The 23,015-nt window shown below is 73.0% G+C and carries 14 protein-coding genes and 1 pseudogene; 8 read left to right on the top strand and 7 right to left on the bottom strand.

Features of this window, described 5'->3' with window-relative positions; genetic code table 11:
- Positions 1-85: 85 nt before the first annotated feature.
- The gene (locus ACTJKJ_RS10690; protein WP_147242394.1) at positions 86-298 is read left to right on the top strand and encodes a hypothetical protein; all 213 of its coding nucleotides are present in this window, start codon (positions 86-88) and stop codon (positions 296-298) included.
- Positions 295-9,212, top strand: a pseudogene (locus ACTJKJ_RS10685) (GH36-type glycosyl hydrolase domain-containing protein). Before ACTJKJ_RS10690 ends, ACTJKJ_RS10685 begins: the two are co-directional and overlap by 4 nt.
- Here ACTJKJ_RS10685 and ACTJKJ_RS10680 read toward each other — a convergent pair.
- On the bottom strand, positions 9,142-9,615 hold the full coding sequence (locus ACTJKJ_RS10680) for a hypothetical protein (RefSeq protein WP_297382009.1): 474 nt from the start codon (positions 9,613-9,615) through the stop codon (positions 9,142-9,144). The pseudogene ACTJKJ_RS10685 and the gene ACTJKJ_RS10680 sit on opposite strands and share 71 nt — an antisense overlap.
- Positions 9,608-10,951, bottom strand: coding sequence for an AAA family ATPase (locus ACTJKJ_RS10675; protein ID WP_440820421.1), 1,344 nt, complete (start codon positions 10,949-10,951; stop codon positions 9,608-9,610). The genes ACTJKJ_RS10680 and ACTJKJ_RS10675 overlap by 8 nt, the downstream gene beginning before the upstream one ends.
- Before the next feature lie 253 nt (positions 10,952-11,204).
- Between ACTJKJ_RS10675 and ACTJKJ_RS10670 the strand changes: the two genes are divergently transcribed.
- Positions 11,205-11,651 carry a DUF1203 domain-containing protein gene (locus tag ACTJKJ_RS10670; protein WP_297382011.1) on the top strand — a complete coding sequence of 149 codons (447 nt, stop codon included), beginning with the start codon at positions 11,205-11,207 and terminating at the stop codon, positions 11,649-11,651.
- A gap of 9 nt (positions 11,652-11,660) precedes the next feature.
- Here the strand turns inward: ACTJKJ_RS10670 and ACTJKJ_RS10665 are convergent, their stop codons facing one another.
- The 5 genes from ACTJKJ_RS10665 to ACTJKJ_RS10645 all read right to left on the bottom strand — a co-directional run bounded on the left by ACTJKJ_RS10665 (position 11,661) and on the right by ACTJKJ_RS10645 (position 18,530).
- Positions 11,661-13,451, bottom strand: coding sequence for a retroviral-like aspartic protease family protein (locus ACTJKJ_RS10665; protein ID WP_297382012.1), 1,791 nt, complete (start codon positions 13,449-13,451; stop codon positions 11,661-11,663).
- A 157-nt stretch (positions 13,452-13,608) separates the two neighbouring features.
- Positions 13,609-14,499 carry a sialate O-acetylesterase gene (locus tag ACTJKJ_RS10660; RefSeq protein ID WP_440820420.1) on the bottom strand — a complete coding sequence of 297 codons (891 nt, stop codon included), beginning with the start codon at positions 14,497-14,499 and terminating at the stop codon, positions 13,609-13,611.
- Positions 14,496-15,614 carry an acyltransferase family protein gene (locus tag ACTJKJ_RS10655; protein WP_440820419.1) on the bottom strand — a complete coding sequence of 373 codons (1,119 nt, stop codon included), beginning with the start codon at positions 15,612-15,614 and terminating at the stop codon, positions 14,496-14,498. Before ACTJKJ_RS10655 ends, ACTJKJ_RS10660 begins: the two co-directional genes overlap by 4 nt.
- Positions 15,611-16,816, bottom strand: a complete 1,206-nt coding sequence (locus ACTJKJ_RS10650) for a pyridoxal-dependent decarboxylase, exosortase A system-associated (RefSeq protein ID WP_440820522.1) — start codon at positions 16,814-16,816, stop codon at positions 15,611-15,613. Before ACTJKJ_RS10650 ends, ACTJKJ_RS10655 begins: the two co-directional genes overlap by 4 nt.
- Positions 16,817-16,922: 106 nt before the next feature.
- On the bottom strand, positions 16,923-18,530 hold the full coding sequence (locus ACTJKJ_RS10645; RefSeq protein WP_440820418.1) for an acyl-CoA ligase (AMP-forming), exosortase A system-associated: 1,608 nt from the start codon (positions 18,528-18,530) through the stop codon (positions 16,923-16,925).
- 252 nt (positions 18,531-18,782) lie between these two features.
- Between ACTJKJ_RS10645 and ACTJKJ_RS10640 the strand changes: the two genes are divergently transcribed.
- Genes ACTJKJ_RS10640 through ACTJKJ_RS10620 form a run of 5 tightly spaced genes read left to right on the top strand, consistent with a single transcriptional unit; the run spans position 18,783 to position 23,010 of the window.
- Positions 18,783-19,034 carry an acyl carrier protein gene (locus tag ACTJKJ_RS10640; protein ID WP_091732902.1) on the top strand — a complete coding sequence of 84 codons (252 nt, stop codon included), beginning with the start codon at positions 18,783-18,785 and terminating at the stop codon, positions 19,032-19,034.
- A gap of 27 nt (positions 19,035-19,061) precedes the next feature.
- Complete coding sequence (locus ACTJKJ_RS10635) at positions 19,062-19,952, top strand: hydrolase 2, exosortase A system-associated (RefSeq protein WP_440820417.1); 891 nt, start codon at positions 19,062-19,064, stop codon at positions 19,950-19,952.
- On the top strand, positions 19,949-20,914 hold the full coding sequence (locus tag ACTJKJ_RS10630; protein WP_440820416.1) for a hydrolase 1, exosortase A system-associated: 966 nt from the start codon (positions 19,949-19,951) through the stop codon (positions 20,912-20,914). Before ACTJKJ_RS10635 ends, ACTJKJ_RS10630 begins: the two co-directional genes overlap by 4 nt.
- Positions 20,915-20,944: 30 nt before the next feature.
- A complete protein-coding gene (locus ACTJKJ_RS10625; protein ID WP_297382022.1) occupies positions 20,945-21,787 on the top strand; it encodes a hypothetical protein in 843 nt (280 codons plus the stop codon).
- A gap of 35 nt (positions 21,788-21,822) precedes the next feature.
- Positions 21,823-23,010, top strand: a complete 1,188-nt coding sequence (locus ACTJKJ_RS10620) for a DegT/DnrJ/EryC1/StrS family aminotransferase (protein WP_297382024.1) — start codon at positions 21,823-21,825, stop codon at positions 23,008-23,010.
- Positions 23,011-23,015: the final 5 nt, after the last annotated feature.

The raw sequence follows: 23,015 nt of genomic DNA, 5'->3' as shown, positions 1-23,015 counted from the left end.
ATTTGCTTGCCTGCGCAGGCATGGGGTTTGCCAGTTGAAACGTCCGGTTGCAGACCGGATCAACCACTTGCAGGGAGACTCCGTCATGAATAGCCCCGCTGGCCCGCTCAGCCCGATCGCCCCGCTTCTCCAGGACCCGGCGCTCCAGCGCCATCTCGTCCAGTGCGCCAAGGCGCGCGGCCGATGGTTCGGGCTGGCGCTGCTGGCCGAGCGCGTCCAGGGCGTGGTCCTGCCCCGCCTGGCCACCACCGCGGCCCTGAGCGCCGTCACCCTGGGTCTGTTCACCCATTGGCTATGAACGCCGGCCGCAGCGCGGACGCCGCCGCCCGATCGACGGACGCCGCGCCGGAGCCCTCCCCCGATGACGACCGGCGCACCTCCGCCGATCCCACGCCGGATCCCCCGGAAATTGCGGAAGAACTTGCGCTGCTGAATCCGGCGCTGGGCCCCATCGAGCCCCCGGTGCGGGCGGTGCTGTTCGGGCAGGCGCGCTTCGAGCAGCACGGCCGCAGCCTCGCGCAGGCCCAGGCGATCCAGGGCACCGCCGGCGCCGGGCAGTTCTTCCCGCGGCTCGACGACAACGTCGCGATGCTGCAGCAGACGCGGCGGCTGCTCGAGAAGCGCCATCGCGACTTCCGCCACCTCGGCGCCGCCGGGAAGTGGCTGCTGGACAACGCCGCGCTGATCGACGAGCAGACGCACCAGGTCCGCCGCGGCCTGCCGCGCAATTTCTTCCGCCTGCTGCCGCGGCTGCGCGACGAGCCGCTCGCCGGCCTGCCCCGCATCTACGGCGTGGCCTGGGCCTGGGTCGCGCACACCGACGGCGGCTTCGACACCGGGCTGCTGGCCGCCTACCTGCGCGCCTACCAGGAGGAGCGCCCGCTGTCCCTGGCCGAGCTGTGGGCGCTGCCGACGACGCTGCGGGTGGTGCTGGTCGAGAACCTGCGCCGGCTGGCCGAGCGCTTCGCGACGCTGCAGGCGGCCCGCGACGTGGTGCACCACTGGTACGACGGCCACCCGGCCGCGTCCGGCATCGAGGCGATCACGGCCCTGGAGCCGCGCATGGCCGAGCGCGGCGTCGCCGAGGCCTTCTGGCTGCAGCTCGACCACCGCCTGGAGGAATTGCCCCAGCCGCTGATGGGCGAGCTGGCCGCCTGGCTGAGCACCCGGCTGCCCGCGCCGGCGCAGGCGCTGGCGCGGCAGCAGGACGAATCGATCAAGGACCTGCAGAGCATCCGCAACGCGATCACCGCGCTGCGGCGCATCGACCAGACCCACTGGCGGCAGCTGATCCAGTCGGTCAGCCCGGTGATGCGGACGCTGGGCGGGTCGCCGGTCTTCGCGGCCGAGGCGCCGGACACCCAGGACCTGACCCTGCACGAGATCGAGCGCCTGGCCCGCAAGTCCGGTCGCCCGGAACTCGAGGTCGCGCGCCAGTTGCTGGCGCTGACGCAGAACGCCGGTCCACCCCAGGACGGCGAACCCGACCGGCGCAGCGCGCCGATCTACTGGTGGCGCGGGGCCGGACGTCCGACGCTGCTCGCGGCGCTGGGCCTGCACGAGCACGCCTGGCCGCCGCACGACACCGCCCCGGGCCAGCGCTGGGCGGCGGTGGCCTACCTGGCCGGCCTGGCGCTGCTGGGCCTGCTGGGCCTCTCCTGGCTGATGAACCAGGCGCGTCCCGATGCCGCGCCCTGGCTGCTGGTGCTGACCGCGCTGCTGGCCGCCGGGCCGATCGGCGAGGCCGTGATCGCGCTCACCAACCGCTGGATCAGCGAGCTGGCCCGGCCGGCGCGCCTGCCCCGCCTGGATTTCTCCCAAGGCCTGCCTGATGCGGAACGCACGCTGGTCGTCATGCCGGTGCTGTTGACGCGCGAGGAGGCCGTCGCCCCGCTGGTCGCCCAGCTGGAGCAGCACCACCTGGCCAATCCCGAGCGGCTGGTGCAGTTCGCGCTGCTCAGCGACCTGGCCGATGCCTACGAGGAACACCATCCCGGCGACACGATGATCGTGGTCACCGCGGCCGACGCCATCGCCGCGCTCAACGAGCGCCACGGCCCGCTGGCCGACGGCCGTCCGCGCTTCCTGCTGCTGCACCGGGCGCGCGAATGGTCCTCGACCGAGCGCCGCTGGATCGGCTGGGAGCGCAAGCGCGGCAAGCTCGAGCGCCTGCTGCGGCTGCTGGCCGCGCCGGCGGGCGCGTCGCCGTTCGCCGACTTCGGCGCGATGTCGCAACCCGCGCCCGGCGTGCGCCACCTGATCACCCTGGACGCCGACACCGACATGCCGCCGGGCCGGCTGCGCGCGCTGGTGGGCACCGCCGCGCATCCGATGAACCGGCCGCGTGTGGACGCGGTCACCCGCCGCGTCGTCGAGGGCTACGCGATCCTGCAGCCGCGGGTGCTCGCACCCATGCCCGACGACGCCGCCAGCACGCCCTATCACCGGCTCTTCGTCGGCCAGTTCGGCATCGACCCCTACAGCGCGGTCAGCTCGGAGATCTTCCAGGACCTGTTCGGCGAAGGCAGCTTCACCGGCAAGGGCCTGCTGGACGTGCGCGCCTGCCATGCGGTGCTGGACGCGCGCCTGCCCGAGGGCCAGGTGCTGAGCCACGACCTGCTGGAGGGCAGCATCGCGCGCTGCGCCGGCGTGTCCGACATCACGCTGGTCGAGGACTCGCCGATGCATGCCGACGTGGCCCACGCCCGGCTGCATCGCTGGACGCGCGGCGACTGGCAGCTGCTGCCCTTCATCGCCGGGGCGGGGCGCTACGGCATCGCGCCGATCAACCGCTGGAAGCTGATCGACAACCTGCGGCGCTCGCTGGTCGCGCCGATGGCGCTGGGCCTGATGCTGCTGGTGCTGGGCACCGCGGTCCTGCCGCTGGGGCTGACGCTGGTGGTCGTGGCGGGCGCCTTCGCCATCGGGCCGCTGGTGGGCGCGCTGGCCGGGCTGGTGCCCAGCCGGGACGGCCTGGCGCGCCGCCACTTCTACCGCGAGACCGGCCACGACCTGCGGCGCGCCCTGGGCCTGGCCGCCTGGCAGGTCGCGCTGCTGCTGCACCTGTCGCTGCTGTACCTGGACGCGATCGGGCGGGCGCTGTGGCGGCAGACGGTGTCGCGACGCCGCCTGCTCGAATGGACCACGGCCGCCGCCGCCCAGGCCGCCGCGCGGCGGGAACTGCCGGCGCTGGTCGCGCAGCACCTGCGCGTGCCGGTCGCGGCAGCGGTGCTGGGCGGACTGCTGGCGGTCGCGGCCTTGTCCGGCGCGCCGGTGAACGGCGCGGCGGCCGTCGTGCTGCTGGCGCTCTGGGCGCTGTCGCCGCTGTGGATCTGGTGGGCGAGCGCACCGCGCGCGCCGCTGCTGCGCCGCGAGGCCGCGCTGGATCCGCAGGGACGCGATTACCTCTGGGGCCTGGCGCGCGACACCTGGCGCTTCTACGACACCCATGTCGGCGCCGACGACAACCACCTGCCGCCCGACAACGTGCAGCTGACGCCCCACCTGCTGGTGGCGCATCGCACCTCGCCGACCAACATCGGCCTGTACCTGCTGGCCGTGGCCTGCGCGCGCGAACTGGGCTTCATCGGGCTGGTCACGATGACCCGGCGCCTGTCCGCGACGCTGGACACGCTCGAGCGCCTGCCGCGCTGGCAGGGCCATTTCTACAACTGGTACGACACCCAATCGCTGGTCGTACTGGCGCCGGGCTACGTGTCGGCGGTGGACAGCGGCAACTGCTCGGCCCACCTGCTGACCGTGGCCCGCGCCTGCGAGCTGGCCGCGGAGATGACGCCGGACCAACTGGCCGCCGCGCCGCGGCAGGCGCTGGACCGGACGCTGCATCGCCTGCGGGTCCTGCAGCCGCCGCTGGCCAGCGACCCGGCGCTGCCGGCCGGCGCCGCGCTGGTCGCGGCGCTGCTGGCGGCGGAGAACCTCACCGCCTCGGCGGAAGAGCAGCAGGCCCTGCTGCAGGGCCTGGTGGCCGCGGCGCAGGCGGAGCTCGATGCCCTGGCCGCCCTCGCCCCGGCCGACGCGTCCGTCGACGACACGCCGCCGGCCCAGCAGCTGCTGCGCGACCTGATCGCCCAGTTGAGGTCCTGGTGGCAGGACCAGGGCGCGCCGCTGGCCGAAGCCCGCCTGGCGCTGCGCGCGCTCGCGGGCCGGGCGCGCCGCCTCGGGCTGGAAGCGGACTACCGCCCGCTCTTCGATCCCGAGCGTCGCCTGCTGCGCATCGGCTGGCGCGGCGACGCGCAGCAGCTCGACGACAACCATTACGACCTGCTCGCCAGCGAGGCCCGCCTCACCAGCCTGGTCGCGATCGCCAAGGGCGACCTGCCGCCGGAACACTGGCAGGCGCTCGGGCGGCCCTTCTTCGCGCGCGATGGCGCCGGCGACTCGCTCGGGCTGAAGTCGTGGTCGGGCTCGATGTTCGAGTACCTGATGCCGTCGCTGGTGCTGCGCGAGCCCGCGGCCAGCGCGCTGGGCCGGGCCGTGCGCACGGCGGTGAAGGAGCAGCGTCTGGAGGCCCGCGGCAAGGGCACGCCGTGGGGCATCTCGGAATCGGCGATCGCCGGCCAGGACCACACGCTGGCCTACCAGTACGGCCCGCAGGGCGTGCAGACCCTGGCGCTGGCGCGGCTGGCCGTCGACGAACGGGTGCTCGCGCCCTATGCGGCGGTGATGGCGGCGGTGGTGGCGCCGGTGCGGGTGGTGTCCAACCTGCAGGCCTTCGAGCGCCTGGGCGCGCGCGGCGCCTTCGGCTTCATCGAGGCGGTGGACTACACACCGCAGCGCCAGACCGCCGGTGCCGGCTTCACGCTGGTGCGGACCTACATGGCGCATCACCAGGCGATGGGCTTCGTCGCGCTGACCGCCCTGCTGGCCGACGACGCGCCGCGGCGCTGGCTGATGAGCGACCCGCACGTCAAGGCGGTGGCGACGCTGCTGCATGAGCGCGCGCCGCGCGAGGTCGCGCCGCTGCAGGCGCCGCCGGCCGACCTGCTGCCGCGCAAGCGCGCGGTCCGCAAGGCGCGCATGGTGCGCGAGAGCGAGCCGCTGGCCGAGACCCTGCCGCTGACCCACATGCTGACCAACGGCCGCTACTCGGTGGTGCTGCGCAGCCACGGCGGCGGCTACAGCAACTGGGACGGCGTGGCGATCACGCGCTGGCGCGACGACCTGCTGCGCGACCAGCACGGCAGCTTCACCATGCTGCGCCGCGCCGGCGAGGCCGACTGGTTCAGCAACACCGCCCGCCCCGCGCCCGATCCCCGCGCGCGCTACGCGGCGCGCATGCAGGCCGAGCGCGCGCTGTTCGAGGCGACCTGGCCGGACCTGCACAGCTGCACCACGGTGTGGGTCAGCCCGGAGGACGATTGCGAATTGCGTCAGGTCGAGCTGACCAACCGCGGCGATCAGCCGCTGGCGCTGGACCTGGTGTCCTGCTTCGAGGCCACGCTGGCGCCGCAGCGCGGCGACGAGGCGCACCCGGCCTTCTCCAACCTCTTCATCCAGGCCCGCTGGGACGAGGCGCAGCATGCGCTGCATTTGCGTCGACGTCCGCGGCTCTTCGACGAAGCCGCGATGCGCGCGGTCTTCTTCCTGGCTGGCGTGGATGCCGGCGCGGGCTGCGCCAAGCCGGCCCGTCCCGCCGGCGGCGCCCCGGGCGCCGAGGACTGCCGGCCGGAGGGCCATGCGGTCCGCGAGGTCCTGCCCATCGCCGATCGCGCGCGCTGGCTGGGCCGCTACGGCAGTTCGACGCGGCCGGTCGGCGACGCGCGCCCGCGCTTCGTCGACGACGAGGCCGACATGAGCGCCGACATGAGCGCCGACGGCGAGCCCGGGCGGCTGCTGGACACCGGCCTGGATCCGGTCGCCGGGCTGCGGGTCGGCCTGGACCTGGCCCCCGGCGCGACGGTGCGGCTGACCTTCTGCACCGCGGCCGCGCGCGACGCCGACCTGCTGGCGGCGCTGGTCGACAAGTACCGGCAGCCGGCGCACGTCGAGCGCTCCGCGTCGATGTCGCACACGATGGGCGGCATCCGCCTGCGCGAACTCCAGTTCGACACCACCACCTGGGGCGCCCTGCTGCAGCTCAACACGCTGGTCACCGGCCAGGCGGTGCGCGAGCCCGCCCATGTCCGCGAGCCGCGCGGCCGCTGCGACCGCCGCGCGCTGTGGCGCTTCGGCATCTCGGGCGACCGGCCCATCCTGATGGTGACGGTCAGCGGCGAGGAAGGCATCGACCTGATCCGCGCACTGAAGAAGGCGCTGCGGATGTGGACCACCCACGCGATCGGCGTGGACCTGGTGGTGCTCAACGAGGAGCCGCCGTCCTACCTCGCCCCGGTGCAGCAGGCGCTGCAGGCGCTGCAATCGCGGCTGCAGGGCCAGGCGCAGGGACGGCCGGCGCACCTGTGCTCGGCGCTGCATGTGCTGCGCGACAGCGACCTGCAACCCGACGAGCGCTTCACGCTGCAGACGCTGACCCGCATCCGGCTGCAGGCCGACGGCCGCGGCCTGGCGCAGCAGGTCGAGCGCTGGATCGAGGACACCGCGCCCAGCAACGAGGCCGCGCGGCTGCCGGTGGCCCATGCGCTGGTCGAGCGCCCGCTGCCGGAAGCCGTGCCGCGGCCACCCGAAGGCCGCTTCGATCCCGACCATGGCGGCTTCGCCTTCGAGGTCTCGCCGGACCGGCATCCGTCGCGGCCCTGGGTCAATGTGCTGGCGAACCGCGACTTCGGCTGCCAGGTCACCGAACTGGGCGCCGGCTACACCTGGGCCGGCAACAGCCGCATGCACCAGGTCACGCCCTGGTCCAACGACCCGCTGCTGGACCCGCCCGGCGAGTGGCTGCTGCTGCACGACCTGGACAACGACCGCGTCTGGCCGCTGGGCCGCCAGTTGCGCCACGACGCGCCGCTGGCGATCGAGCATGGCATCGGCTATTCGCGCAGCCGCCAGCAGTTGGGCGACCTGAGCGTCGAGCTGTGCTGGTGCGTCGATCCCGAGGCGGCGGTGAAGCAGGTGCAGGTGCGCCTCGGTGTCGTGGGGCGCAGCGGGGGCGGACCTCGGCGACTGCGGCTCGTGGCCCTGGCCGAATGGCAACTGGGCAGCGCGCGCGGCGAACGCCTGTCCGTGGCGACGCGCAGCGACTGGCTGACCGTGGGCGAGCTCGGCGCCGGGCTGCCGCAACCCGAGCGCGCGTTGACGCTGCAGGCGACGCAGCTGGACCACCTGGGCGGCTTCGGCGACGCGACGGCCGCGCTGTGCATCCGGCCCCGCCAGCGGGGCGACGGACGGGGCGAGGATCCGCGCGGCGACGAGCTCGACGCGGCGCGCAGGACCGGCGCCTCCGCCGGACCGGCGCGCGTGCGTCTCGACGCGCAGGACTGGACCTGCGACCGGCGCGAGTTCTTCGACAGCGCGGGCCGCATGGTCCTGCCCAAGGCGCTGTCCCGGCGCTGCGGTGGCGGGCTCGACGCCTGCGCGGCATTGGCGGCGCGGATCGAGCTCGAGGCCTCGCAGCCGGCCGAGCTCACCGTGCTGCTGGGCCACGGCCCCTCCCCCGAGGCGACGCAGGCGCTGATGGCGGCCGCGTGGGCGCTCGATCCGGCGGAGCGGCTGGCGCGGCAGCGGCGGCAATGGCCGGCGCTGCTGGGCGGCCTGCAGGTGTCGACACCGGATCCGCGCTTCGACGCGCTGACGAATCACTGGCTGCCGTACCAGACGCTGGTGTGCCGGATGTGGGCCCGCGCCGGCTTCTACCAGGCCGGTGGCGCCTTCGGTTATCGCGACCAGCTGCAGGACGCGATGGCGCTGACCGACGTCGCGCCGCAGCTGCTGGCCGACCAGATCCGGCGCAGCGCCGCGCGGCAGTTCCCGGAGGGCGACGTGCAGCACTGGTGGCACGAGCCCGGCGGCGCCGGCGTGCGCACGCATTTCTCCGACGACCGGCTCTGGCTGCCCTATGCGCTGGCGCATTACCTGGCGCGCACCGGCGACCTGACGCTGCTCGACGACACGGTGCCCTTCCTCGTCGGCCAGCCGGTGCCCGAGGGCGCCGAGGACATCTACGAGAGCCCGCGCACCGACGGGCCGATGGCCTCGGTCTACGAGCATGCCGCGCGTGCGATCGACCGCAGCCTGGACAGCGGGCCGCACGGGCTGCCGCTGTTCGGCACCGGCGACTGGAACGACGGGATGAACCGCGTCGGCCACGAGGGCCGCGGCGAATCGGTCTGGATGGCCTGGTTCCTGGCGCAGGTGATCGAGGACTTCGCGCCGATCGCGACCGCGCGCGGCGAGCAGGAGCGCGCCGCCCGCNGGCGGCGCGCGACGGCTGGGTGGCGGCGCTCGACGGGCCCGGCTGGGACGGCCGCTGGTACCGGCGCGGCTTCTTCGACGACGGCTCGCCGCTGGGCTCGGCCGAGAACGCCGAGTGCAGGATCGACCTGATCGCGCAGAGCTGGGCGGTGCTGACCGCGGCGGCCGATCCGGCGCATGCGCGGCAGGCGATGGCCAGCGCCTGCGCGCAGTTGCTCGACCCGGTGGCGAAGCTGGCGCGGCTGCTGCATCCGCCGCTGGCGCAGGCGCAGCCCAGCGCCGGCTACATCCAGTCCTACGCGCCGGGCGTGCGCGAGAACGGCGGCCAGTACAACCACGCGGCGGTCTGGGCGCTGATGGCGCTGGCGCGGCTGGGGCAGCGCGACACGATGTGGCAGGTCTACACCGGGCTGAGCCCCGCGCACCGCTGGGCCGATCCGCGACTGGGGCCGACCTACGCGATCGAGCCCTACGTGATGGCCGGCGACATCTACTCGCAGCCGCCCTGGGTCGGGCGCGGCGGGTGGAGCTGGTACAGCGGCTCGGCGGGCTGGCTGCTGCGGGCCTCGCTGGAGTCGATCTGCGGCGTCGTCATCGAGCAGGGCCGGCTGCGGGTGCGGGCCTGCCTGCCGGTGCACTGGGACCAGGCCGAGGTGCGCATCCGTCACCAGGACCGCTGGCTGCGGGTGATCGTCTGCGCCAACGAGACCGCCTGCCGCGCCGCGCTCACCCGCGAGGCCGGCGCGCGCCGGGAACACGCGGGCGAGTCGATCGACCTGGCGACCCTGTCGCCGGAGCAGGCGCTGGTGGTGGTCAGCGTGCCCGGCGCCAATCCGGACTTCGATCGAGCCCGGCAAGATCTTGATCAAGCGACCAAACCCTGACACGGCTCATCGAAAACTGTTCGCATTGGGTCTGCCACTCCTTGCGGATCGACAGGTCGCCCATGCCGTGTCCCCGCATCGCAGCCTCCGGAAAATCGTTCAACCAGGTGCGCACGAGCTCGACATCCGGCATGCGCATCGGCTTCCATGGCGCTTGATCGTCGATCGCTGCCTGGATGGCGGAAACGAATCGCTCAGCGCAATGCCGACGAAGTCGCCCGTCGGTGAGCTGGGCGATGTGGTTGCCGGTTTCGAATACGGCCGCCATGGGAATGAACAGATGAGCCTCACGGTCGATCAACTGCTCGAACTCTGCAATGACTGCCTCGCGGGTTTCGTTGAACCCAGGGATGTCCAGGACGTTGAGCAACACGGAGGTGTCGAGCAGCACGATCTCACTCATCCGCGACCTCCCGCGCCCCTCCGGAACGGAGGGAAGCCAGCCACTCCTTCGCCTTCGCCTTGCGCGCGGCGGGGCCAGGGTGGTGCTTCACGAACCGATCAATGGCGCCAGTGGTCAACAGGTGTCCGAGGCTCCCTTTGACCAGCAGTTCTGGAATATCCGGCACCTTGCCCAGTTGGGCCAGGCGACTGTCGCCGTGTTCCGGGTCCCGATAGCAGAACACGACATCCTTGAGCGCGTCCGCGGGCAGTGCATCCAGCAGCGCCGGGTTGTGCGTGGACAGCAAGACCTTCAGCTGGCGCCGCTCGGCGATGGCCTTCAGGCGCTCGAGCAGGTGATGGGCGCGGCTGGGATGGACGCCGTTGTCGATCTCCTCGATGACCACCAGGCTGCCCTCTTGCGCCGACAGCATGGCAGCGGCGATCGCCAGCACCCGCAGGGTGCCATCGGAGAGCAAGGGCGCATCACAAGCCTTCGGTACGCCTCCAAACGTCTCCACCAGTTGGACCATCACTTCGCCACGCGGGGCGGTCAGGAAGCTCAGCCGGTCAATGTCCTGCTCGGGCAGGCTCCGAATGAACGAGAGAATGTCCGCCCTGTTGGCGGCATGGCGCTCGTCAACCTGTTCTTCGCGCCCCCACAGGTCGTAGAGCACGCTCGAGAGGTTGGCGCCATCGCCCTGAAGCTGCTTTTCCGATGCAAAGCTGTAATCGCGCATGCGGGCCGGCACCGGGTCCAGGAAAAGCACGCCGGCCAGCAGGCGCTGATAGTGCCTGACCGCCTTGGGGATCTCCTCTTGCGCCCGGTCGTGGTTCGGCTGGAAGCTGGCCGGCGAGTCAAGCTGGGTGAAGACCGCCATCTGGTCGCTGACCGTGATGTGGGGCTTCTTTCCGCCTCGGGCGAAGTTGTTGTACGCGACCACCGCGTCGGTGCTGGCTCCGCTGGAAGGCTGAACAAGCTCATACAGCGGATTAACCCCGGCAACGGTCGATGAGATTCGCTCTTCGATGACGTGCAGCTCGCCAGCCCGCAGGCCGATGCCGATGGACAAGTGCGGCCACTCCCCTTCGTTGATCGAGCACCCCAGCGCGAAGGCGGACGCATCCGCCCGACAAAGGTCTTCAACACGGCCGCGCACCACCTTGTCCGCGCTGTTCACGGCGTACTTGATCGACCCCAACTTCTGCCCCTGGGCCAACCAGGAGAGGAGTCGGAGCGCTTCGATGACGTTGCTCTTGCCTGCCGCGCTGGCACCGATCAGCACCGTGAGAGCGCCCAACGGAAGCTCGGCCTTCTCATAGCTCTTGAATCTGGTCAGCGTGAATGTGGTCAGCATGGATGCTCCCGTCGAGCGGCGTGCCGCGCGCTTGCGACTACAAGGGACGGCATCGTACTGGACTCCACACTGTGCGCCATGCGACTGGCAGGTTTCCGATGGCTCCATCGCTCTTCCAATTCCATGTCCGGAAACGGCGCGACCGCCGGGGCGCCCCTGCCTATCGTGGGCGCCTCAACCACTCCGACGGCCCACGCGCCGCGCTCACATGGACTTCCGCATCCTGGGTCTCGACCCTGCCCCATTCCGCCCGATGTTCACGATGACCGACGAGCACCTGCGTGAGCTCGGCGCGCTGCGCGTGCGCATCGACAGCCCGCGCTCCGCGCCGGACCGCATCACGCTCGACGACGCCGCGCCGGGCGAGACGGTGCTGCTGCTCAACCACGTCTACCTGGAGGTCGACTCGCCGTACCGCGGCACGCATGCGATCTACGTGCGCGAGAACGGCGGCGAGCGCTTCGACCGCGTCAACGAGGTGCCGAGCGCCTTGCGCGGCCGCATGCTCTCGGTCCGCGCCTTCGACGCCGCCGGGATGATGGTCGATGCCGACCTCGTCGAGGGCGACCAGATCGAGGCGCTCATCGAACGGCTCTTCGCGCCTCCGTCGGTGACCTACCTGCAAGTGCACTTCGCCAGGCGCGGCTGCTATGCGGCGCGCGTGGAGCGCGCCGCCGGGTCGTCGATGACGAGGTCCTGATCCGGCGCGTCACTCCGGGCGCTTGAGCGCGACGGCCAGCGCCTCGAAACCGGCCCTGCGCACGCGCTCGTCGATCGCCGGCGCGATCCGGCGCGCGGCCTCGAAGTCCTGGCGGGCCTTGTCCGGCTCGTTGAGCCGGGTCAGCGCCACGCCGCGCCCGTAGTGCGCCCAGGCCAGCGGCTTGAGCGCGATCGCACGATCGAAGGCCTTGCGCGCGGCCGCGGCCTCGCCCTGGCGCAGCCGCGCCCAGCCGAGGAAGGAGCGGTAGGTGGCCTCGTCGCCATCCAGGTCCACCGCCTCCTTGCAGTCGTCGACCGCCTGCTCGATCTCCAGGTTCATCCGCGTGCGCATCCAGCAGCGCTCGCCATGCATCGAGGCCAGCTGCAGGTCGCGCGGGTGGGTCCGGATCCAGAGGTCGAACTGCTTGAGCGCCTGCGGCGCCTCGTCGCGTCGCGCATGCATCTGCGCCATCGCCGCCCGCAGGTTCGCGCCCGGCGGCAGCGCCGCGTCCAGCGTCGCCAGGTCCTCGGCGGCGCCGGCGCGGTCGCCGGCGGCCGCGCGCAACTGGGCGCGGCGCAGTCGCGCGTCCGTCATCGCCGGGTCCAGCCGCAAGGCCTCGTCCAGGTCGGCCAGCGCCTCCTTGGGCTGCCTGAGCGCCTGTCTCACCCGCGAGCGCGACTCGTGATGCAGGGCCACCGTCGGCGCCAGGGCGATCGCCCGGTCCAGGTCCTCCAGCGCCCGCGCGGGATCGCCGGCCACCAGCGCGGCGTTGCCGCGGCGCGCGAAACCGTCCGCATCGTCCACCGCGATCGCCTCCGCCTTGGCGGCGTAGCGCTGGTCGTAGTCGCCGGCCTTCGCCGCGTCCTTGGCGAAGACCGGCCCGCCGTTCCAGGTCGCGTAGACCTTGCCCTGCAGCCGCGACACGTAGACGCGGTGGGACAGGAAGTAGTCCAGGCCGAGCAGCATGCCGTACTCGTTGTCGCTGACGTCGGTCACCCGCATCTGGTTGTTGCTCACCTTCTCGCCGCCGAGCTCGAAGCGGTCGACGCGCGCCGTCCATTCGCGCGCGAACTCGGCGCCCGCGCCGCCGGTGCGTCCCGCAGGTTTCAAGTCGGCCTCGGCGATGCCGGCCTTGCGCGCCGCGCCGATCATCAGCGTGGTCGTCGGCGCGCCGGTGTCCATCACCGCCCGCACCTTCTCGCCGTTGATCAGCACCGGCACGCGCACCGCGCGGTCGTTGCGTGCGTACGAGATCAAGGGCGCCTCGATCACCGGCGCGTCGCCGGCCCAGTAGGCCAGCGAGGTCTTCTCGCAGTCGCCCTTGGGGAACACCAGCCGCACCACGCCATGGGCCAGGTCGTACTCGGTGTCCGCCACCGACAGGAAGTTGCGGCCCAGCACGCCCATGATCCCGGCGTTGATCTCGTTGCCGCCGACCAGGAACTCCACGCCCTTGAGCTCCGCCTGCTCCAGCACGACGCTCTGGACCGTCGTGATCTTCAGCGCCTGCACCGCGCCGGTGATGCCGTAGACGCGCAGGCCGTCGGGCGCCGGCTTCAGCCTCAGGTTGAGCTGGCGGGCACTGGCCTCGCTGAGGAAGCTGAAGAACGCGCCGCTGTCGACCAGCAGGGGCACCGGCACGCCGTTGAGCTTGACCGTGGCCACCGGCCGCGATTCAACCAGCCGCACCGGGATGGTCATCATCTCGATCTGGCACTTTTCCGGCGCAGCGTCGGCGGCGGTGCCCAGGACCAGCGCCAGCAACGGCGCCAGCAGCGGCGCGACATGACGAGCGTTCAATCGTTCCTCCCCAAGGAAGTTCCCGCGGGCGGTCGGCCGCCCGTCGAAGGCGCGACGATACGCGCAATCCGGGCACCGCCGCGCCCCTCCGAGGGGGGACCGTCCTCGAGGAGAACCGCCGTCGTGAAGCGGACTTCAGGCCGCCGTCATCGACCCGTCAAGGCGCGGTCCGGGCGGCTGGCGCCAGCACCTCGGCCCACATCGCCGCCGCGCGCGCCGCGCCGTCGACGGTGAAGTGACAGCCGTTGCGCAGCGACGGGCCCAGCGTGTCGGTGTCCGGGCCCGCGCGGAAACCGCTGCCGGGGATCGCGAGCAGTTCCCGCACCGCCTCGCGCACCTGGCCGCCCTCCTGCGGCGGGCAGTAGGTCGAGCGCGCGATCCACCACGGCGCGTCCACGCCGCGCGCGGCCACGCCGGCGCGCAGCGCCGCGAGCGCGTCGCGGTAGTCGGCCATCGCCGTGCGCGCGCGCACATCGGCCTCGCCCTGCTGCCACAGCACCGCCGCCACCGGCCAGCGCGTGCCCTTGATCCGGTCCATCTGCGTCTGCCAGTAGGCGCGCAGCGCGCTGTCCGGGGCGGTCCACTCGGCGATCGAGCTGCCCTCCACCGCCACCACCGCCCACACGATGGGCCGCCCCTGCCAGCGTCCGCCCAGCGCCTGGTGCACCGCCGGCCAGAGGCTGCCGCCGGTGCCGGTGCCGCCGGGCACCGGCGCGGTGGACATGCCGCAGCCGCCCAGGTGCAGCACCGGCATCGGCGGCACCGGGGCGGCCGCGGGCGGGATCGGGTCGGCGTGGTTGGCCGCGTTCGACTGGCCCATCACCACGATCACCACCGGCTGCTCGCCCTTGAACACCGCACCGCAGTCGGGCGCCGTCACCGGCATGTCGTGGATCGCGGCCAGCCGCCGCGCCAGGTCGTCGGCGGGCGTCGCGCCCTTGGACTGCCGCAGCATCGCCACCCCCGCGGCGATCATGCCGGCGCAGGACAGCAGCGCCACCGCGCCGATCGCCAGCGGGATCAGGGGGTTCTTCCGTTCTTCGGTCATCGGGATCCGGCGCGCGCCGCGCTTCGCGTCTTGAGGAAACATCGGCGCGTCCACGCGCCGGCGAGCGCGCATTGTCCTCGTACCGGCGCGGACCCGGNNNGGGCCGCGCCCGGCCGCGGCGAGCGGGCGCGGTAGCGGTCGCGGATCCAGCGCATCGCGGGCAGCTCGACCAGCCGCGTCAAGCCGTGCGCCAGGCCGGCCGAGACCGCCATCGCCAGCGCGATGGCCAGCTGCGTCGGCACGCCCCAGCCCTCCAGCCGGTGCAGCAGCGCCCAGCCGATGTTCTCGTGCAGCAGGTAGAGCGTGTAGGAGATCGTGCCCAGCCACAGCAGCAGCGGATGCTCCAGCCAGGTCCAGCGCCCGCGCGCGGCGCCCTGCAGCACGACCAGGAACACCGCGGCCAGCGCCGCCAGCGTCCAGCCGTCGGCCAGGCCGATCGCCAGCAGCGCCGTCGCCACGAGCACGCGATCGGCGGACCCGCCGGCGCGGCTCAGCCGGTAGACCGCCACACCGAGCGCGAACCAGGCGATGTAGGGCAGCAGCAGCCAGCGCTGCCCGATCCACGGCAGGTCCACGCCCCACGCGACCAGCACCGCGGCGTAGACCAGCCGCAGGGCCAGGCAGGCGAAAAGGAAGTTCCGCAGCCCGACGCCGCCGCCAAGCCGGAAGCTGGCCAGCGCCCAGCAGTAGAAGAGCAGTTCCACCTCCAGCGTCCAGTACACGTTGTCCACGTGCGGGACGCCGAAGAAGCCCTGCACCATCGTCAGGTTGGCCAGCAGCACCTCCCAGCCCACGGTCATGCCGGGCAGGCCCAGCAGGTGCGTCAGCGCGAAGCTCAGCAGCAGCGCGCCCCAGTAGGCGGGATAGAGCCGGCTGAAGCGCGACACGACGAAGTCCATCGGCCGCGCGGTGCGCTCCAGCGTCATGAAGATGACGAAGCCGCTGATCATGAAGAACAGGTTCACGCCCAGGTGCCCGAACGGGACGGCGATGCGCAGCGGCTGCGCATGGCCGAAGAGCTGGTCGTAGCGGGTCGTGTAGTGGAACAGCACCACCGCCAGCGCCGCGATGCCACGCAGGGCATCGACTTGCGCCAGGCGGGGCGCGGCGTTCACACCAGGACCTCGGCCGCGCCCGGGTGGCTCAGGAAGCCTTGCGGGCTGGCGGTGATGCCGTAGGCGCCGGACTGGAACACGACCACCAGGTCGCCGGGCTCCGCCCGCGCCAGGCTCATGCGCTCGCCCAGCAGGTCCAGCGGCGTGCACAGCGGGCCGACCACGGACACGCCGGCCTCGGGTTCGGCGCCGATCCGGTTGCCGATCGCCACCGGATAGTTCTTGCGGATGACCTGGCCGAAGTTGCCCGAGGCCGCCAGGTGGTGGTGCAGGCCGCCGTCGGTGACCAGGAAGACCTGGCCGCGCGACACCTTGCGGTCCACGACCCGGCACACATAGATGCCGGCCTCGCCGACCAGGTAGCGACCGAGTTCGACCACCAGCTTCGCCTGCGGCAGCTCGACGGCGGCGCGCTCGATCAGGGCCGCCAGGTTCTCGGCGATCGGGCCCAGGTCCAGCCGCTGCTCGCCGGGGAAGTAGGGGATGCCGAAGCCGCCGCCCAGGTTCAGCACCTTCACCGGCGCGGGCGCGTGCCGCGCCAGTCGCAGCGCGAGCTCGAAGCTCTTGATCTGGGCCTCGACGATAGCCTCGGGCTTCAGGTTCTGGGAGCCGGCGAACAGGTGGAAGCCCTCGAAGCCCAGGCCCGCCTCGCCGACGCGGGCCAGCAGCTCGGGCACCTGCTCGGCATCGACGCCGAACTGCTTGGGGCCGCCGCCCATCTTCATGCCGGAGGACTTGAGCTCGAAGTCCGGATTGACGCGCACCGCCACCCGCGCGGCGTAGCCGGTCTCCGCGCAGAGCGCGCGCAGCAGCTCGACCTCGCGGAAGGATTCGAGGTTGATCAGAATGCCGGCTGCCAGCGCCTGGCGCAGCTCCAGCGCGCTCTTGCCGGGGCCGGCGAAGCTGATCTCGCGCGGGTCGGCGCCGGCGTCCAGCGCGACCTGCAACTCACCGGCGGAGGCGACGTCGATGCCGTCGACCAGGCCCGCCAGATGCGCCACCAGCGCCGGCATCGGGTTGGCCTTCATCGCGAAGTGCAGCTCCAGCTTCGGCGGCATCGCGGCGCGCAGAGTCTCGACCCGGCGCGTCAGCAGCGCGCGGTCGTAGGCATAGAACGGCGTGCGGCCGATGCGGTCCGCGAGCCGCGTCAGCGGCTGGCCGCCGACCAGCAGCACGCCGTCGCGGGACTCGAACTGGTCCATAGCCGCGTGCCGCGGCGCGGCCTTGGCGGACGCCGCGGGGGCGAGGGATTGGGGCTGGTCGTCGATGCTCACGGTGCGGGGGGCCGGCGCGGGTCGCGCGGCGCTGTCATTGGGCTTCCTGCCGGGCCACCCAGTCGGTGCTCAGCAGCTTGCGGTCGATCTTCCCGTTCGGGTTGCGGGGCAGCGGCCCGGCCTGCGACTCGATGCCGGACGGGATCATGTAGGCCGGCATGCGCGCCTTGCAGGCCGCCAGCAGCGCGGCCGCGTCGAGCGCCTCGCCGCCGGCCGGCGGCGTCGCGATCACCTGGATCGCCTGCCCCAGCGTCGGATGGTCGACGCCGAAGGCGACGCACTCCCCCACCAGCTGGGTCGCGTACAGGATCTCCTCGACCTCGGTCGGGCTGACCCGGTAGCCGGAGGTCTTGATCATCTCGTCGCGCCGGCCGATGAAGTACAGGAAACCCTCGGCATCCTGGCGCACGTTGTCGCCGGAGAAGACCGCGAACTCGGGCAGCTGCAGGCCGGCCTCGCGGCCGCCGACGCCCGGCGGCAGCAGCTTGTAGCGCTCGGCCGTCTTCTCGGCATCGTTCCAGTAGCCCAGGCCGACCAGCGCGCCGCGATGCACCAGCTCGCCGGGCTCGTCGGGCGCGCAGGGCGTGCCGTCCTCGCGCAGCACCAGGATCTCGGCATTGGGGATGGCCTTGCCGATCGAGTCGGGCCGGCGGTCCACCTCCTCCGGCGGCAGGTAGGTCGAGCGGAAGGCCTCGGTCAGGCCGTACATCAGGAAGGGACGCGCCGACGGCACCCGCTGGCGCAGCAGGCCCAGCGTCTCGCGCGGCATGCGGCCGCCGGTGTTGGCGAAGTAGCGCAGCTGCTGGTCGATGGCCGCCGGCCATTCGAGCTGCGCCAGCTGGATGTACAGCGGCGGCACGGCCGTCAGGCCGGTGATCCGGTCGCGTTCGAGCGCCTTGAGCACGTCGCGCGGCATCAGGTAGTTCAGCAGCGACACCGACGCGCCGGCGTGGAAGGCCGTCGTCAGCTGGCTGAAGCCGGCATCGAAGGACAGCGGCAGCGCGGCCAGCAGGCGGTCCGACGGGCGGTTCTCCAGGTAGCTGGCGACGCTCTTCGCGCCGGCGACCATGTTGCGATGCGACAGCACCACGCCCTTGGGCCGTCCGGTGGAGCCGGAGGTGTAGAGGATGGCCACCATGTCGGTGTCGATGACGCGGTGTGCGGCGCGGGCCGGGGCGTCCAGCAGCTCGCTGTAGCGGACCCAGCCCTGCGGCTCGGTGCCGGGCGCGGGGTCGACCAGCACGACATGGCGCACCGAGGGGCATTGCGCCAGCACCGGCTGCAGCGCCGCGTAACGGTCGCGCGAGGTGATCAGCACGCGGACCTCGCAGTCGCGCACGATGAAGCCGACCTGCTCGGGCTTGAGGATGGGATTGACCGGGACGAACACGCCGCCGGCCGCCGGCGCCGCGAAGCTGGCGACCACGGTCTCCAGCCGCTTGTCCAGGTAGATGCCGACGCGCTCGGCCCGTTCCAGGCCCAGCGACAGCAGGCCGCTGGCCAGCGCCCGGACCTGCGCCGCGAGCTCGCCATAGTTCAGCGCGCGGCCGCCGTCGCGCAGCGCCGGCGCCGCCGGATCGCGCTCGGCGCTGTGCCAGATCAGGTGCGGGAGCAGGTGGCTGTCGGTGGCGGAAGCGGTCACGGCGAGGTCACGTGGCGGTGAATGGGCGGCAAATGGGCGGTGGGCGGAGCGGTCACCGGGCGGAGGGCGGAACGGGGAGTCCGGGGCCGATCCTCGCCGATCGAGGCCAAACAAGGGACCCATGATCGCGGCGAAAAAAAGTATCTCACGCGGTCCCGCGGCAGGACCTCACGAACGGGGGGAGATCCCCTTGGGATGGGGGGGCGCCCCGGGGGTTCCCAGAGGGGGCCACAGTTAAGATCCGCCCCGATCATGAACACCCAACACCACCTGCTCGCCATCCTCGACGACGTCCTGAGCCTGGAAGGCCGCGCCAAGGACTTCACCGTCGACACCGCGCTGCTGGGCGCGATCCCGGAGCTGGACTCCATGGCGGTCGTCAGCCTGATCACCGCGCTCGAGGAACAGTTCGGCATCGTCGTCGACGACGACGAGATCGACGGCGCCACCTTCGCCACGGTGGGCGCCCTGCTGGACTTCGTGAACGGCAAGCTCGCCGCCTGAGCGGCCGTCCGCCGCCGCCCGGATCCCATGGCCGCCGCCGACACGCCGTTCTTCCTGGATGCCGGCGCGCGCGGCCAGCGGCTGTGCGTGCACCATGCCGCCGCGGCGCCCTTCGCCGCCGCGCCGCGCGGCCAGATCCTGCTCCTGCCGCCGTTCGCGGAGGAGATGAACAAGTCCCGCCGCATGACCGCGCTGGCGGCGCGCGCCTTCGCCGCCGCCGGCTTCGAGGTCCTGACGCTGGACCTGCTGGGCTGCGGTGACAGCAGCGGCGACTTCGGCGATGCGAACTGGGCGCACTGGCAGGACGATGTCCGCCTGGCCGCCGCCTGGCTCGACATCCGCGCCCTGCCCCGCCCCGATGGCGGCCGGCCGCCACTGTGGCTGTGGGGCCTGCGCGCCGGCGCCCTGCTGGCGCCGGCCGTGTTCGACGCGGTGGCCGACCGGCCGCTGCACCTGCTGCTGTGGCAACCGGTGACCGCGGGCAAGCTCCAGCTCCAGCAGTTCATGCGGCTGCGCGTGGCGGCCGACCTGATCGGCGGCCAGGCCAAGGGCGCCGTGCAGGCGATGCGCGACCAGCTCGCGCGCGGCGAGCCGGTGGAGATCGCCGGCTACCTGCTGGCGCCGGCCCTGGCGGAGGGGCTGGACGCCGCGCAGCTCAAGCCCTCGCCGCGCGTGGCGCGGGTCGCGTGGCTGGAGCTCTCGCCGCGCGAGGACGCCACGCTCACCCCGGCCGCGTCGATGGCCCTGCAGGCCTGGCAGGCCCAGGGCGCCGAGGTGCGCGCGGCGGTCTGCCAGGGACCGTCCTTCTGGGCCGCGACCGAGATCGAGGAAGCCCCCCGCCTGATCGAGGCCAGCCTCGCCGCGCTGCGGGCCGAGGCCGACTTCGCCGCGGCGCCCGCCGAGGCCATCGCCGCATGAGCGCGCTCGCCGCCACCACGCACCGCGACAGCCTGCTGCGCATCGACTGCGAGGGCGCGTCGCTGGTCGGCCTGCTGAGCGAGCCGGCCGAGGCCACCGCGGCGACAGCGCCCTCGGACACCGGCGTGCTGCTGATCGTCGGCGGGCCGCAATACCGCGTCGGCAGCCACCGCCAATTCACGCTGCTGGGCCGCGCGCTGGCCGCCGCCGGCGTGCCCTGCCTGCGCCTGGACCACCGCGGCATGGGCGATGCCCAGGGCGACCAGCGCGGCTTCGACCAGCTCGACGCCGACATCGCCGCCGCCCTCGACGCCTGGCAGCGCGAGCGCCCGGCGCTGCGACGCGTGGTGCTCTGGGGCCTGTGCGACGCCGCCTCGGCCGCACTGCTCTACGTGCACCGCCGCCGCGACGCGCGCATCGCCGGCCTGTGCCTGGCCAACCCCTGGGTCCGCACCGAGGCCAGCCTGGCCCGCACGCAGGTCAGGCACTACTACCTGGACCGGCTGCGCCAGCCGTCGTTCTGGCGCAAGCTGCTGAGCGGCCGGGTCGGCCTGGGCGCCGTCCGCGAGTTGCTGGGCAAGCTGGCGCAGGGCCGCGCCGCGCCGGCGGGCGCCGCCACGCCGGCCGACGCGTCCTCGGGAACCTCGGCGGGAACGTCGACCGGAAGGTCGGCCGGACCAGCGACCGCGGACCCCCGCCACTACACCGAGCAGATGGCCGACGGCCTGCGCGCCTTCGGCGGTCCGGTGCTGCTGATCCTGTCCGGCGACGACTACGTCGCCAAGGAATTCCTGGACCGCTGCCGCGACGGCGGCCCGGCCTGGCGCGGCCTGCTCGGCCGCCCCGGGCTGCGCCGCGAGGACCTGCCCGACGCGGACCACACCTTCTCCACCGCCGCCTGGCGCGCGCAGGTCGAGCGGCTCACCGCCGCCTTCGTCCGCGACGTGCCGGCCGCCTCCTGACCGGAACCCCGGCCCACCCGGAGCACCGCCATGTCCGCCCTTCCGTTCCCCCGCGCCGGCTGGCGCACCCTCGCGCTGGCGCTGGCCGGCGCCGTCGTCACCCAGGCCGCCGTCGCGCAGGGCGTGGGCTGCGGCGGGCTGGCCAACAACTACGGGCCCTACGACTACCGCCAGTACAAGGACGCGCCGGAGATCGACCCGGTAACCAAGCAGATGTCGCCGCTGCTGATGGTCGAAGGCGCCCACTTCATCGACACCTGCGAGGCGCTGGTCAAGTGCAAGCGCGGCACGATCGGCAGCGACATCGACTACACGCTGCGCGCCTTCCCCAACCACCATCGCGCGCTGGTGGCGATGATGCTCTACGGCGAGCGCACCAAGCGCGACCAGCCGCCCGACGCGCTGTTCACCGTCGACTGCTACTTCAAGCGCGCGCTGGCCTGGAAGGCGGACGACGTCATCGTGCGCCTGATCTACGCGGGCTACCTGAACGGCAAGGGCAAGCCGGGGCCGGCCAAGGAACAGCTGGAGGCCGCGTCCAAGCTGACCGGCGACAACGCGTTCTCGGTCTACAACGTGGGCATGGTCGCGCTGGACCTCAACCAGGTCGACATGGCGGTGGACGCGGCCCGCCGCGCCTACGGCGCCGGCATGACGCACCCGGTGCTGCGCCAGCGCCTGATCGCGATCAACCGCTGGCCATCGGACATCCAGCTGCCGGGCGAGGCCGCCTCGGCGCCCGCCCCCTCGGCCTCCGAGCCCGCGCCGGCCGCCTCCGCGCCGGCGCCGGCGTCATCGCCGGCATCGGCATCGGCGCCGGCATCAGGCCCGGCCCCGGCGTCCGGCGCCGCCACGCCGCCCGCCTCCCGCTGACCGGCAGGCCCTCCGACTTGAGCCCGCCGCCTCCCATGCTCGCGCCCCGGCTGCCCGTCATCGGCTGGCGCACCTTCGCCGGTGCCGCCCGGGTCGACCAGCACAGCCTGCTCGACCACCCGCGCCACCTGCTCACCACCAGCGGGCGCGCGGCGATCCTGCTCGCGCTCGAGTGCCTGGACGTCGGTCCGGGCGACCTGGTGCTGCTGCCGTCCTACCACTGCCCGACCATGGTCTCGCCGGTGAAGACGCTGGGCGCCGACGCGGCCTTCTATCCCATCGACGAGCACGGCGTGCCGCGCCTGGACTGGCTCTCGGCCCACGGGCCGGCGCATCCGAAGGCGCTGCTGGTGCCGCACTACTTCGGACTGCCGCAGCCGATGGACGCGGTGCGCGCCTGGTGCGACGCGCGCGGCATCGCGCTGATCGAGGACTGCGCGCACGCGATGTTCGGCCGCGCCGGCGCCCGGCCGATCGGCTCCTGGGGCGACGTCGCGATCGCCAGCCTGACCAAGTTCTTCCCGACCCCCGAGGGCGGCATCCTGGCGCTCAACCGCGCCGACCTGGCCCTGCCGCCGCTGACGCCGGCCGGTCGCATCGAGCAGGTCAAGGCGGCGTCCGACATCCTGCACATGGGGGCCACGCACGACCGCCTGACGGGGTTGAACGGGCTGATCCGCGGCGCCTTCGCGCTCAAGAGCGCGCTGCGCCGCGTGGTGAGCGGCGGCGGCGGCGCGCCGGCCGCGCCCAGCCATTACGGCGAACTCGACGAGAGCGGTGAGATCGACGCCAACATGGCGCTGATCGACCTGCCGCTGTCGCACCGCGCGCTCACGCGGGCCAGCGGCTGGATCTCGCGGCGCGTGCCGCGCCATCGCATCGTCGAGGCCCGCCGCCGCAACTACGCGCTGTTCACCGAGGCCTTCAGCGACCGCGACGGCGTACACCCTCTGCTGCCGGCCCTGCCGCCGGACTGCGCGCCCTACGTCTTCCCGCTGTGGGTGCGCACGCCCGACCCGGGCTACCTGGAGATGCGCCGCCTGGGCGTGCCGGTGTCGCGCTGGGACCGGCTCTGGCCCGGCGTGCCGGCGCTGCCAGGCGATGCCGGCAAGGCCTGGTCGCACCATGTGCTGCAGCTGGCCTGCCACCAGGACCTCACCGACGCCGACCTGCGCCGCATCGTCGAGCAGGTCGAGCGCCTCTTCATCGCGCCCGCGCGCTGAGGCTC

The organism is Roseateles sp. 22389 (assembly GCF_052044995.1).
Lineage (GTDB): Bacteria > Pseudomonadota > Gammaproteobacteria > Burkholderiales > Burkholderiaceae_C > Roseateles.
The sequence above is the reverse complement of the archived record's forward strand: the minus strand, read 5'-3'. Positions and strand labels throughout refer to the sequence as shown.

Excerpts from the sequence above, each read along its gene's own strand:
- ACTJKJ_RS10690 (WP_147242394.1), top strand. The coding sequence starts at position 86 with ATGAATAGCCCCGCTGGCCCGCTCAGCCCGATCGCCCCGCTTCTCCAG.
- ACTJKJ_RS10680 (WP_297382009.1), bottom strand. The coding sequence starts at position 9,615 with ATGAGTGAGATCGTGCTGCTCGACACCTCCGTGTTGCTCAACGTCCTG.
- ACTJKJ_RS10675 (WP_440820421.1), bottom strand. The coding sequence starts at position 10,951 with ATGCTGACCACATTCACGCTGACCAGATTCAAGAGCTATGAGAAGGCC.
- ACTJKJ_RS10670 (WP_297382011.1), top strand. The coding sequence starts at position 11,205 with ATGTTCACGATGACCGACGAGCACCTGCGTGAGCTCGGCGCGCTGCGC.
- ACTJKJ_RS10660 (WP_440820420.1), bottom strand. The coding sequence starts at position 14,499 with ATGACCGAAGAACGGAAGAACCCCCTGATCCCGCTGGCGATCGGCGCG.
- ACTJKJ_RS10650 (WP_440820522.1), bottom strand. The coding sequence starts at position 16,816 with ATGGACCAGTTCGAGTCCCGCGACGGCGTGCTGCTGGTCGGCGGCCAG.
- ACTJKJ_RS10640 (WP_091732902.1), top strand. The coding sequence starts at position 18,783 with ATGAACACCCAACACCACCTGCTCGCCATCCTCGACGACGTCCTGAGC.
- ACTJKJ_RS10635 (WP_440820417.1), top strand. The coding sequence starts at position 19,062 with ATGGCCGCCGCCGACACGCCGTTCTTCCTGGATGCCGGCGCGCGCGGC.
- ACTJKJ_RS10630 (WP_440820416.1), top strand. The coding sequence starts at position 19,949 with ATGAGCGCGCTCGCCGCCACCACGCACCGCGACAGCCTGCTGCGCATC.
- ACTJKJ_RS10625 (WP_297382022.1), top strand. The coding sequence starts at position 20,945 with ATGTCCGCCCTTCCGTTCCCCCGCGCCGGCTGGCGCACCCTCGCGCTG.
- ACTJKJ_RS10620 (WP_297382024.1), top strand. The coding sequence starts at position 21,823 with ATGCTCGCGCCCCGGCTGCCCGTCATCGGCTGGCGCACCTTCGCCGGT.